Annotated in this window: 12 protein-coding genes; 5 read left to right on the top strand and 7 right to left on the bottom strand. The window is 33.2% G+C overall.

Annotation, left to right across the window (positions count from 1 at the left end; all coding sequences use genetic code 11):
- Positions 1-5: 5 nt before the first annotated feature.
- The 5 genes from ABTV69_RS17025 to ABTV69_RS17005 all read left to right on the top strand — a co-directional run bounded on the left by ABTV69_RS17025 (position 6) and on the right by ABTV69_RS17005 (position 3,808).
- Positions 6-605: a DUF1684 domain-containing protein gene (locus ABTV69_RS17025; protein WP_433830868.1), complete on the top strand. Its 600-nt coding sequence runs from the start codon at positions 6-8 to the stop codon at positions 603-605.
- Positions 605-1,249, top strand: coding sequence for a TatD family hydrolase (locus ABTV69_RS17020; RefSeq protein WP_433830866.1), 645 nt, complete (start codon positions 605-607; stop codon positions 1,247-1,249). Before ABTV69_RS17025 ends, ABTV69_RS17020 begins: the two co-directional genes overlap by 1 nt.
- 171 nt (positions 1,250-1,420) lie before the next feature.
- Positions 1,421-2,134: a tRNA threonylcarbamoyladenosine dehydratase gene (locus ABTV69_RS17015; protein ID WP_433830864.1), complete on the top strand. Its 714-nt coding sequence runs from the start codon at positions 1,421-1,423 to the stop codon at positions 2,132-2,134.
- Between the two features lie 100 nt (positions 2,135-2,234).
- A complete protein-coding gene (locus ABTV69_RS17010; RefSeq protein ID WP_433830862.1) occupies positions 2,235-2,897 on the top strand; it encodes an HAD family hydrolase in 663 nt (220 codons plus the stop codon).
- 68 nt (positions 2,898-2,965) lie between these two features.
- Positions 2,966-3,808 carry a DUF2911 domain-containing protein gene (locus ABTV69_RS17005; RefSeq protein ID WP_433830860.1) on the top strand — a complete coding sequence of 281 codons (843 nt, stop codon included), beginning with the start codon at positions 2,966-2,968 and terminating at the stop codon, positions 3,806-3,808.
- 259 nt (positions 3,809-4,067) lie between these two features.
- Here the strand turns inward: ABTV69_RS17005 and ABTV69_RS17000 are convergent, their stop codons facing one another.
- The 7 genes from ABTV69_RS17000 to ABTV69_RS16970 all read right to left on the bottom strand — a co-directional run bounded on the left by ABTV69_RS17000 (position 4,068) and on the right by ABTV69_RS16970 (position 12,830).
- Complete coding sequence (locus tag ABTV69_RS17000; protein WP_433830858.1) at positions 4,068-4,694, bottom strand: MCP four helix bundle domain-containing protein; 627 nt, start codon at positions 4,692-4,694, stop codon at positions 4,068-4,070.
- Between the two features lie 27 nt (positions 4,695-4,721).
- On the bottom strand, positions 4,722-5,324 hold the full coding sequence (locus ABTV69_RS16995; RefSeq protein WP_433830856.1) for a hypothetical protein: 603 nt from the start codon (positions 5,322-5,324) through the stop codon (positions 4,722-4,724).
- Between the two features lie 104 nt (positions 5,325-5,428).
- Positions 5,429-5,917 carry a hypothetical protein gene (locus tag ABTV69_RS16990; protein WP_433830854.1) on the bottom strand — a complete coding sequence of 163 codons (489 nt, stop codon included), beginning with the start codon at positions 5,915-5,917 and terminating at the stop codon, positions 5,429-5,431.
- A gap of 21 nt (positions 5,918-5,938) precedes the next feature.
- Positions 5,939-7,663, bottom strand: a complete 1,725-nt coding sequence (locus tag ABTV69_RS16985; RefSeq protein ID WP_433830852.1) for a sodium:solute symporter — start codon at positions 7,661-7,663, stop codon at positions 5,939-5,941.
- 114 nt (positions 7,664-7,777) lie between these two features.
- Positions 7,778-10,309: a PIG-L family deacetylase gene (locus ABTV69_RS16980; protein ID WP_433830850.1), complete on the bottom strand. Its 2,532-nt coding sequence runs from the start codon at positions 10,307-10,309 to the stop codon at positions 7,778-7,780.
- A gap of 179 nt (positions 10,310-10,488) precedes the next feature.
- Positions 10,489-12,114 carry a hypothetical protein gene (locus ABTV69_RS16975; protein WP_433830848.1) on the bottom strand — a complete coding sequence of 542 codons (1,626 nt, stop codon included), beginning with the start codon at positions 12,112-12,114 and terminating at the stop codon, positions 10,489-10,491.
- A gap of 206 nt (positions 12,115-12,320) precedes the next feature.
- Positions 12,321-12,830: a hypothetical protein gene (locus tag ABTV69_RS16970; RefSeq protein ID WP_433830846.1), complete on the bottom strand. Its 510-nt coding sequence runs from the start codon at positions 12,828-12,830 to the stop codon at positions 12,321-12,323.
- Positions 12,831-12,908: the final 78 nt, after the last annotated feature.

Genomic DNA, 12,908 nt, shown 5'->3' with positions numbered 1-12,908 from the left:
CTAAGATGAAAACTATAAACGCCCTAGCTTTATTGTTGGTATTTAGTTTTGGCTTTGCTCAAAAAAAGTTTACTAAAGCCGACGCTCAAAAATTCCAAAAGAAAATCAATGCGGAATATGCTGATCCTAAGACGAGTCCATTAATGGCTGAAGATTTAAAAACTTTCAAAAGCTTAGACTTTTTTCCTATTTCTGAAACTTATTTCGTAAATGCTACTTTAGTTAAGGCAAAAGGCGGAAAAGCTTTTGATATGAAAACTTCTGGAACTCGCACTTCAAAATACACTAAATATGGAACTTTGCATTTTAAAATAAATGGCAAAGCCTTCCAGCTATCAGTTTACCAAAGTTTAGAACTTTTAGTTCAGGAACAGTATAAAAATCATCTTTTCTTGCCTTTTTCAGATTTAACAACCGGAAAAGAAAGTTACATTGGAGGCCGATATATTGATTTAGAAGTTCCAAAGGGAAATACTATAGCAGTCGATTTTAATCAAGCTTATAATCCTTATTGCGCGTACAATTACAAATATTCTTGTCCGCTTGTTCCTTTAGAAAATGATTTGAAAATTGCAATTAAAGCGGGTGTAAAAGCTTTTCATTAATGGAATATTTTAATTTTCATACGCATCAATTTACGAATCAATCTAATGTTTTAGAGCTGGTTAATCAGTATCCAAAAGATTTTGATGCTACAATTCCATTTTATTCTATCGGAATTCATCCGTGGTATATTGACGACAGTAGGGTAGATGTAGATTTGAAAATTATAGAAGAAAAACTGCAAATTGAAAATTGTTTAGCAATTGGCGAATGTGGTTTAGATAAAAGAATCGAAGTTGCGTTAGATTTGCAGATTTCAGTTTTTGAAAAACAATTGGCATTAGCAGAAAAATTCAAAAAACCTGTAGTGATTCATTGTGTTGCGGCTTTTCAGGAAGTTATGGTAATCAAGAAGAAAATGAAAATTTCAGTTCCGATGATTATTCATGGATTTTCGAAAAATAATCAGTTAGCTGAGCAATTGATTAACGCTGGATTTTATCTTTCGTTTGGAAAATATTTATTGAAAAATCCAGATTTAAAAACGGTTTTCCAAAATGTTCCAAATGATCGTTTTTTCTTAGAAACAGATACGATTGAAGAGTCTATTCAACAAGTTTATGAATTAGCTTCAAAATATAAATATTTAGATATAAAAGAATTGCAAGGGATTATTTTAAGTAATTATCGAAGTATTTTTAGATAGTGAAAAGTGAAAAGTAAGTGCTATTTGGGCTAAAGGTTTGTCAGACTGAGAGAAGTCGAAGTCCGATTCCAATTGGAGCGCCCTACGACTTTGTTCAGGGTGACAAGCGGCAAAACTTGAAATTTGAAACTTGAAACAAAAAAAGAACTAAAAACAACAAAAAAGAATATAATGGCAGAATGGACAGAAAGAGCTGAACTTTTGTTTACTACAGAAGGATTAGAGAATTTAAAGAAATCTAATGTTTTGGTCGTGGGACTAGGAGGAGTTGGATCTTTTGCAGCAGAATTTTTAGCGAGAGCAGGAGTAGGAAACATGACAATTGTAGACGGAGACGTCGTAGATATTACCAATATTAACCGTCAATTGCCAGCTTTGCATTCTACAGTTGGTCAGCCAAAAATTAAGATTGTAGGCGATCGTTTAATGGATATTAATCCAGAATTAAATTTAACTCGTGTTCAGGAATTTCTTTCTCCAGAACGTGCTTTTGAGATTGTTTCTCCAGAATTTGATTATGTTTTAGACTGCATTGACAGTATCACGCCAAAATTAAATCTGATTATTGCGGCAAAACGCAAAAGAGTAAAAATCATCAGCAGCATGGGCGCTGGCGGAAAAATGTTGGCATCTAAAGTAAAAGTTACTGATATTTCAAAAACGATTAACTGTTATTTTTCTAAAACAATTCGTAAGCGTTTAAAAGAAGCAAAAATAAACAAATTGAAAGTGGTTTTCTCTTCTGAAATTCAAGATGAAAAAAGCTTAAAACTGACAGACGGAAAAAACTTCAAAAAATCTTTCTACGGAACAAATAGCTACATGCCAGGATTATTTGGCTTGCATGCAGCAGAAACAGTAATTAGACATTTGTTGAGCAAATAAGATACTAAGATGCTAAGATTCTGAGACACTAAGTTTTAATACAGAATCAAAGCAAAAAACTTAGAATCTTAGTAGCTCAGAATCTTAGAAACTTAAAAAAATGATTAAAACAGTAATTTTTGATATGGACGGCGTAATTGTAGACACAGAGCCTGTTCATCGTTATGCTTATTATTTACAATTTTCAGAATTGAATATCGAAGTTCCAGAGGAAATGTATACGACGTTTACAGGATTTTCGACTCGAAATACATTTCAAACGTTAAAAAGCTATTTTCCAAGTGTAGAGCAGGAAGTAGAAGATTTGATTCAGAGAAAAAGAACTATTTTTAATGATACTTTTGATACTAAGGAAGATTTATACCTTTTAGACGGAGTTGAAGATTTAATTAAAGATTTATACAACAACGGCCTTCAATTGATTTTAGCTTCCTCAGCCTCCAAAGTAACAATCGATCGTGTTTTTACAAGATTCAATTTGCATCAATATTTTACACATATTGTGAGTGGAGAAGATTTCCCTCAATCAAAACCCAATCCTGCAATATTTATTCATGCGGCTTCATTATCTGTTGCACCGAAAGAAGAATGTATTATCATTGAAGATAGTACAAATGGTGTAAAAGCGGCAAAAGGTGCTGGAATTTATTGTGTAGGATACAAAAGTGAGCATTCTCATCTTCAGGATCTATCAGAAGCAGACTTAGTTGTAGACCATTTTAATGAGTTAAATGCTGAAAAAATATCACAGCTTAAGCCCTGAATTATATTAAATTTAACATTTGTTAGCTGATTGAATTTGTAAATTTGAAAAAAATAAAACTTAAAATAATGAAGAAACTACTTATTGCTTTAGCCCTGATCTTAGCACCATTAGCATCAGAAGCACAAGTAAAAACGCCACAAGCAAGTCCAAAAGGATATATTAAGCAAACTGTCGGTTTAACCGATGTTGAAGTTACGTATTCAAGACCGGGAGCGAGAGGAAGAGCTGTATTCGGAAATTTAGTTCCGTTTGGGAAATTATGGAGAACAGGAGCTAACGAAAATACAATCATTAACTTTAGTGATGACGTTATAATTGATGGAAAAACGCTGAAGAAAGGAAAATATGCAATTTATACAGTTCCAAGAATTGAAAGCTGGGATATCATTTTCTATCTTTCTACAGACAACTGGGGATTGCCAGAAAACTGGAGCGATGCTTATGTAGCTTTAAAAACTACAGTAAAAGAAGATGCCCTTCCAACTCCTGTTGAAACATTTACAATTGGTATTAATGGTCTAGATCCAAATTTTGGGTATTTAGATATTGCTTGGGAAAACTCTCATGTAGCTTTAAAATTTGAAGTTCCAACTGCAAAAATTGCTACAGCAAGTATCGATAAAGCCCTAGCTGGCCCAACTTGGAACGATTATTTTAATGCTTCTCAATACTTATTCCAATCAAACGGAAATATTGAAACTGCTAGAAATTATGTAGACAAAGCTTTAGATATGAGTTCTGATAAACCTTATTATGTTTCAAGATTGAAATCTTTGATTCAAGCGAAACAAGGAGATAAAAAAGGAGCAATCGAAACAGCAAAAGCTTCTTTAGCATCTGCAGAAGCAGCAAACAATGCTGACTACGTAAAATTGAATAAAGACAGTATCGCTGAATGGAGCAGATAAGGTTTTAAATTCCAATTTTTAAAATATTAAATTCCAAAGCTTTCGAGTTTTGGATTTTTTTTTGTTCTCAATTTATCGACAAAAGTATTTTGCACTCATTTTTGTCATTCCGAGGAACGAGGAATCTCCACGAGTGACTCCGTTCCTATAAACCAATCTTTGTCGAGTTTCTTACGGAGATTCCTCGTTCCTCGGAATGACAAAAAAGACGAAGTAAACTTGAAACATGAAACTTCGAAACGTGGAACAAATCTAAGCGTTAATTCAAACTTGGTGGTTCAGGAATCTTTACCGTTTTCTTGATTTTCTTTATTAGAAGATAAAAAGTAATTCCGCCTAAAATAATTAGTAAAGCAATTTGAAGCTGGCCAAGTACATTGTTTCTATTATACATTGCATTTGCGGCTGCAAGTTTTGCTTTTCCTTCCTCAATCTGAATTTGAGAAAGTGCTTCTAATGTTTTTAAAGCTGTGGCACTCGAGTTAGCGATTTTATCCCAATCTTTGCTTTCAACCTGTTTGTTGATTTCCTTGCACGAACTTAAAAAAACATCAAAATATTGTTTTTCTTTATTTGTTAAAACCGTTTTAGTGTACAAATCGTCAATATTGTGAATAATATCTAGCGTATGAATGATTTCATCTTTTTTAATATTGTCGCTTAGATTTAGTTTTTCAGCTTCTGCTTTTATAAAATGGAGTTCTTTAGAATATTGAAAAATATAATGAGCGACTACCAATCGATCTTTGTAAATCGCATTGATATTATCGTTTACATTTTTAGAATTTCTGAGTGTATTAAAATTTCCAAGCAGAATTATAAGCATTACTATCAGCAGAATAAAAGCAGCCTTTGTTTTATTGCTGTATTTTTTTTGATCTTTCATAAAGCTTATTTTTTAAGAGTAACTAACTTATCGATTTGCTGTTTTATACATCAGCTCTACACTTTTAACCGAGCTTATTGGAGCAATTTTTATGTGTTTTTGCCCTATTGAAACATAAAAGTAATACAAGCTATTTGTACCAATTAGGCTAACTTCTTGCTGCTCTTCATCATTAAAATTAATTTTATAATTATAATCTAAAGATTGTTTCTCAATACGATCTGAAGTATAATAACCGTCGGCTATGCCAGTTCCTAAAAAGAAAGACAAAAGCACAACTGCCAATGTTCGTAAAGCAATACTATTATAATAACTTGTTTTTTCTTCTGAAGAAAATCCTTCGACAGATTTTAATTCAAACATTTTTTGTACATACGGCTTTTGATTGTTCTTTAAAAGAAATTTTGGAAGATAATAATGGCTGATGAATAATGAAATTACTGCAAACAAAACTATCGGATTTGAAGTCAAATACGTAATGGGACTCATTAAAATATCTGTAATTGTAGAGAATTTCAAGATATTTATTCCTAATTGATAATAGTAAATACTGTCTTTAAGTATTCCCATTATAATAAGAAATACATAGCCTAATGGAAGTAACTTTTCAATATCGCCCGAAATTTTCATTTAATTTCTCCAATTTTAAATTAGTTAGTGCTCAGTTTACAACTTACTAAAATAATATTTTTTACTTACAAAAAAGGAGAATTTGGTTTGAAAGAAGTTGTTTTCTATTTTATAAATTTAATGATGAAAGCAAAAAAGTCTTTCATTGAAAACAAAAAAGTCTTGTGTAATCTGAAATTTTCTCCTTCAACGTAATCAAGAGGAAATTTTGGTCCTTTTATTCCGAAAGGACCAGAACCGTTTTTTCTATAATAATATTCCTCTTTGTTGTCGCTATATCTTCCAGCGCAAAGAAGATTGAAAGTTGTATTTGTTTTACTTGATTTTAATACACTTATATCGATCCACACAGGAACTTTATTTTTACGATATAATAAATCAACAACTTCTGTATTAATCAAATTTAGTTTTATTATCCCTTGATCTTCTGGATATAGATCAAATTGTGTTAAACGTGGATCATCTGTAGTTGCGCTAAGAATTACATTGTATTTAAAATCGGTAACCAGTTTGTCTTTTACATATCTTTCAGCAAATTTTAATGCTATTATGCTTGCTCCATCTAAATGAAATAAAAATTCTTCTTTTGTCATAAGTATAGAATCTGTAAAAGTTTATTCCAAAATCAATTCATTATCATCTGATTTTCCTCTGAAAAATAAAAACTGTAATACAACTGCCAATACAATCGTTAGAATCGCTCCAATAAAATTCAGCCATAAATAACCTAGTTTTTCCTGTCTGTAAATCATGAAATAGTAAATTACAAAAATGGTAAGCTGACTTATAATTGCACTAATAAACATTGGTTTTGCTTGAACTCTTTTCGTATAAAAACCAACAAGGAAGATTCCTAAAACAGTTCCGTAAAAGATCGAACCAATAATATTTACAAGCTGAATTAAATTTTCGAATAAAGTTCCAACACAAGCAAAAAGGATTGCTACAACTCCCCAAAAAAGTGTAAAAAACTTTGTGACATGCAAATAATGTTTTTCTGATTTTTCTTCTTTCTGATTTCGTTTGTAAATGTCAATTGCTGTTGTAGAAGCCAAAGCAGTTAATCCAGAAGCAGTAGAAGACATGGCTGCTGAAAGAATAACGGCCAATAACAATCCGATTAAACCTTTTGGCAAATAATGGAGGATAAAATGGAAAAAGACATAATCTTTATCATTTGTTTCCGAATTGCTATCGGCTCTCGAAATGATTTCTTTTGCTTTATCGCGAAGATCTTTTTCTTTATTAGACAAGGCAACCAATTCTTTTCGTAAAATCGGATTGTCATAATCTTGATTCAGCTGGTCAATATACAATAAATTGATCACTTTTTTATCTTCTGAAAGTTTAACCAGCTTTTCTTCTAAAACATGATATTCTTGCTTGTAAGCCGACTTCTCAATCGCAATTTTATTATTCGGATTAAAATTTAAAGGAACTGGATTGAATTGAAAAAAGACAAATACCATAACTCCTGTCAAAAGAATAAAGAACTGCATTGGAACTTTCAGAAGCCCGTTCATGATTAATCCCATCTGACTTTCACGAACTGATTTTCCAGATAAATAACGTCCAACCTGAGATTGATCTGTACCAAAATAAGCAAGTGCCAAAAAGAAACCTCCAGTTATACCGCTCCAGAATGTGTATTTTTCTTCAGGATCAAAAGAAAAATCAACGATATTCATTTTATCGTTTGCGCCAGCAATATGAAGTGCGCTATTGAAAGTCATATCATTTGGCAGATAATGCAAAATCAAGAAAAATGTAATAAACATTCCAGACATGATGACAAACATCTGCTGTTTTTGCGTTACGTTTACTGCTTTTGTACCACCAGAAAATGTATAAATAATTACCATAACACCAATTATGATGTTCATTACAGTTAAATTCCAACCTAGAAGTGCAGATAAAATAATGGCTGGCGCATAAATAGTTAAACCAGTTCCCAGACCTCTTTGAACAAGAAATAAAATAGCGGCAAGCGAACGTGTTTTTACGTCAAATCTTCTTTCTAAAAACTCGTAAGCGGTAAAAACTTTGCTTTTATGGTATAATGGAATAAAAGTCAAACAAATGACAATCATAGCAATTGGAAGACCAAAATAAAATTGCACAAAACCCATTCCGTCATGATACGCTTGTCCTGGTGTAGATAAAAACGTAATGGCGCTGGCTTGTGTCGCCATTACAGAAAGTCCGACAGTATACCAAGGAGTTTCATTATTTCCTAAAATGAAATCCTCTACGTTTTTACTTCCTCGGGTTTTCCAAGAGCCGTATCCAACAATAAATAAAAGTGTTACAATAAGTACGATCCAGTCAAATAGCTGCATAAGTTACGAGTATAATTGCATGATTAAGAAAAAAATAGCAATATAAATTGCGTTGGCTACAAGAACATAAGTGTAGCTTTTTTTCCATTTTTTTGTTTTTTTAGCTTCCATATTTTATTGCTTTAAATCTTGTTTTGGAGCTTCAATAGGTTGTTTTAGAGAAATAATATTCGATAATAATCGGTATGCTCCAGAGACGCCTTCTGGTAGTTCTCTAAAGAAACTCAAACCAGTGTAAATATAATATCCTTTTCCATATGGTGCGACAAGTAGAGCTCCGTCTTTAGCAGATTCTCCTTTGTCATGTGACGAAATAATAGGAGTGAAGGCAGGATCATATTCGTTTGGATAATACAGCCCTTGTTCTTGTGTCCATCCTTGAAAATCTTTTTCAGAGATTTTATTTGGTGTATTCAAAACAGGATGATTTGGTGCTAAGAAAGTGATTTTAGCATTTTCTTCTGTTACGCGATCGTTTGACAATTTCAATGGATATGGAGCAATTTTATCGGTTACTAATTTTCCATTCGTATTGTATTGTACAATCATGTTTTTACCGCCTTTTACAAAATTAAAAAGAATGTTCTGTTTGTTAGCCAAAGCATTTACGGTATTGTAAGCACGAATCCCAGTAATGACAGTACTAAAAGAATCTAATTTTTCAGGCGTAATTTCTTCTGGCTTTAAAATAGAAACTTTATATCCCATTTGCATCAAACTCTCTGGAACTTCATCTCCAGCTCCCATAATATAGGCAATTGCATCGCCAGAAATTTTCAAATCAATTCGAATGCATTTTGATTCTGCCGGCTTTAAAACCATTTGTTTGGTAATATGGCTGAAATCTATAATGGTTTGGTCTTTGTCAAAACGTTTATTGTCAACAATAGCAACACTTTTTGCAACAACTTCTTCTGGATTAACTGGAGGTGTTACTTCAAAATAAAATACTTGTTCGGTTCCTTTTTTGTCTAAAGCAAACGAAATTTCTTTAGGAGAAACAGACCAGCTTTTTGGCAATTCTAATTGCAGATTTCCTTTTACATCGTCTTTCCCAGCGCGAACTTTTACTGGAATCATTTTACTTTTCGTATTAGTAAAAAGTAAAACTCTCTCTAAAATTGAAGTTGTAACTTCTGGAACAATGTCTAGAAAATTATACATTTCGCCTTTTACGCCATCATTATATTTGTAAACAACAGTGCGCTCAAACGGAATTTCAACATCATTGATTTTTACATTAAAAATAACTTTTGTGTCTCTTATAATATCTGGAATACCAATAATTTCTTGATTAGAAACCGTGTACATTCCAACCGTTGCTTTTTCTTTTAACCAGTAAGGCTGTGTATATTCGATATCGTTTGGAAGTTGCACTTGCAGATTGATTTTCTGATCATTATTATTTTTTAAAATAACGTTTTGAACTGAAGTTTGATTGTCAGGAAGTGTTGTTACACTAATTAATTGCATTCCGATAGCGCATCTGTTAATAGCTTCAAGGCTTAATTTAATAATGCTTCCTGGCGTTGCTTCTTGTTCGTTGGCAACAGCTTCAAGATATAAGCCAGAACAAGAGGCGATAATGTTTTTTACCGCTGCTAGTTTAATCGTTTTCCAGTGTACATCATCTAAAGCTTGAATCATAGAATATGCTTTAACTAAATCCGGAATACTTGCAGATGGATTGCTGAAATCGTATTTTGAAATAATTGTAGCAATTAAATCTCCAATTGGCTTACCGTTTTTAACTCGGTTCCAGCTGGTATCGATACCGTCAAATAAATTGTCGCGCTCTTTTGGATTTTCACCGTTAATCAGTTCCAAATATTCGGTTTCTTCGCCACGAACTCCTGTGCTGCCAAAACCTTGCGATTGATGACGGCTTCGACTTAAAGCAGCAATTTCTTGATTAGATTTCCCGATTCCAGTGTAGTAAACGCCAGTTTCAAGCCTTGTAAATTTAGATTTATTCGCAGCGTCAAATTTTTCTTGGCTTCCATAAAACCACCAAGATGGATTGAAAAATTGACGTTTTACCTGCCATGGCGCAACATATTTTAATTGTTCAGGATAAACTTTAGGGTCATTTGTTAATTTAAAACTTTCAACGCTCAACATTGCAGAAGAAGTGTGATGTCCATGTGTTGTTCCTGGCGAACGATGATCAAATCTATTGATAATAATATCTGGTTGGAATTTTCTAATGGTCCAAACCACATCAGCAAGCACCTTATCTTTGTCCCAAATATCTAAAGTTTCAGATGGATTCTTAGAAAAACCAAAATCATTTGCTCGTGAAAAGAATTGTTCGCCTCCATCAATTTTTCGAGCTTCAATTAATTCTTGCGTTCTAATAACGCCAAGCAATTCGCGCAATTGAGGACCAATTAAGTTTTGTCCGCCATCGCCACGGGTAAGGGATAAATAACCTGTTCGGGCATTCACGTCATTAGCTAAATACGAAATCATTCTAGTATTTTCGTCATCGGGATGTGCCGCAACATACAAAACAGAACCTAAAAAGTTTAGTTTTTTGATTTGATTGAAAATTTCAACGGAATTTGGTTTTTGTGGCTGTTGTGCAAATGAAATTTGAAAACCTATAAAAAATAGAAGAATGATTTGAATCTGTATTTTTCGCATATTCTGGTTAATTGTTTTTTTGAAAGTGCCTCAAAAATACTAATTATTTTATGGAAGAGTATTTAAACGAAATGTTAATGATTGATTATTTGATTGATATTTTAAGAAATAAATAAAAAAAGCTGCCAGATTATTTCTGACAGCTTTTCTGATACTATATATTTACGGCCTTTTACTGCTTATTTCAATTTGTTTTCGGTATCAATATAATTTCCAGTAATAGTTACACCACTTCCTTTAGTAACTTTACCATAGATCGTGATAGAAGAAGTGTTACCAATGAAATTGATTTTAGCGCCACTGTTCAATCTCAAATCCCCCCAAATTACGACAGATCCTTCAACTTGTAAAACTGCATTATTGTTGATGATCAACTCTGTCGGAGAAGATTGCTGGTATTTTCCTTGAGATAAACTTCCTCTCATATTAAAAGTACCTCCACTGTTTAAAGTCAGATTACTAAGTACAGTAATCGAACCGCAATGCGTTAAAACTGCACCAGAGTTAATCATTGCCGAATTAATAGCTGTTGCTCCTTGGTACGATTTAATTTCATTAGAATTTAAAATCAGATCTCTACCTTGATTATACAAGCCGTAAGTCAAACAGCTCGCAAATGTAGTATTTGGTTTTTCCATTTTAATGATTTTCAAACCGCCTGTTCCACTTGCTACATAGATATAATTTCCACTAGATTTTACATAGTTTGAAGAACCTGCAATTCCGACAGAACCTAATAAATTAAGCTGTGTTGCAGATTGGTACACATTAAGACCTAATGCTCCGTTTGCAACAAAGGCATAACCGTCATTAAAAGAAACCGCGTTTGTTACATTGTCTTCGGCCGCAGCTGTAATTGCAACAGTTTGCAATTTAGAACCACTGTTGATGTCGTATACGCCAAGACCGTTTGGACCTTCAGAAACAAAAAGTTTTGTTCCGTCAATATCCATTGTTCTTTTTGCTCCACTAACGTCTGACGAAGTGGTAAAGCTCTTTTGCAAGGCAAGAGTTGATTGGTTGTAAACATTAACTCCTTTAGTTCCGCTAAGAGTTACTACTTTATCGCTGGTTAAAGCAATAGAACGCAAATCGGCTACAGCAGCTTTTCCTGCAATTACTTTTGTAGAACTGCTTATTTTGAATAGACTTCCATTGTCTCCCGTTACGGCAAAATAGTTTGAAGCATTTGCAGCAACGTCTGTCGTAACTCTACTTTCTAAATAATTTGTTTTTAATTTATCTGTTAATAATCCTGAACTTAGCTCCATGTTAAACACAATTGCCGGATTTCCCGCAAGCTGAGTGTCTTTATCGACATCTTTTGCAGCTCCGATAATTAAATTTGATCCTGAGAAAGTTAGGGAAGTAATATCCGTATTTGGAATCAGGGCAGAAGTAACCAATTTTGGCTTGTACGGATCTGATACATCAATCACGTCAATAGCTCCAGAATAAGCATCGCCTCTCATAATGTAAGAAACATACGCGTAATTTCCGTTTACGGTAACGTGACTAGCTTGTAAAGTTCTTCCGTTTGCATCAACAGGCGGTTTTACCTCCGCAATTTGAACAAGAGGAAATGTAGTGCTGGCAGTCTCTGCAGCTTTACCTGTTAGAGATCCATTCTCGATCGAAATTACCCCAGAATTAGTTAGGTCAAGTCTTTGGTTAAGCGTAGATTGATCTGAGGTAATGGTAATGTTATTTGACGATTGTCCATCGTTTTTGTTGTCATTGTTATCGTCACAACCTATTAACAGTGACATTGCTAAAAATGAAAGCAAATAAACATTCTTTTTCATAAATTTCTTTTTTGGATTTTAAAATTCGGCGCAAATATATATCATTAATGTATAAGCAAGTGGTTTTTTTGACGAAACTTATTGCTATACAGTTATTTATATTGAATTTACAACATTTTAACAAAAGATGCAATTAAACAATTCATAAAAAAAAGAGAGTACCAAATAAATGATACTCTCTTATGCTGATTGCTAATGATTTAGCATTATCTTCTTCCGTGGCCTCTTCCATGATCATCATGATCGTGGTGGTGGTCATCGCGGTGTTTATCGTGTTTGTCATAATGTTTGTAGTCTTTACGATCATAACGACGGTCATTGTAACCATATACCGGTCTTGGTTTGTATGGTCTTTGTGGCGCTCCGTGGTATCCTTTATAGTATTTTACTCTATGACGGTCAAAATAAGTATAAGGTGTTCTACCATGATAATCTGTCAAGACTACTTTGTAACCTCCATACAAATCATAGTTTCTATATTGTCTTGGCAAGTACGTTGTTCTTACCCATCTTCCTCCTCCAAAATAGATAAATTGAGCAGCACGAACATCGTAATAAGCTTCAATATCTGGAAGGTAGTAATATTGCATTTCAGTGTATCCTACTGGTCCCCAAGCTGGCGGATTTCCAATATTTACGTTTATCGATACTTGGGCTTGTGTGGCGTTTGCAACCATTAGAAATAATCCGGCGATTGCTAATTTTATCGTTTTCATCTTTATTGAATTTAATAATGTTAATCTTGAATAGGGATATTCATATACTGTGCCAAAAAATAAAAACGAGTGTATTTT

Source organism: Flavobacterium anhuiense (genome assembly GCF_050990855.1).
GTDB lineage: Bacteria > Bacteroidota > Bacteroidia > Flavobacteriales > Flavobacteriaceae > Flavobacterium > Flavobacterium anhuiense_C.
Note: the sequence above shows the minus strand (reverse complement) of the source record. Positions and strands in the feature narration are given on the sequence as shown.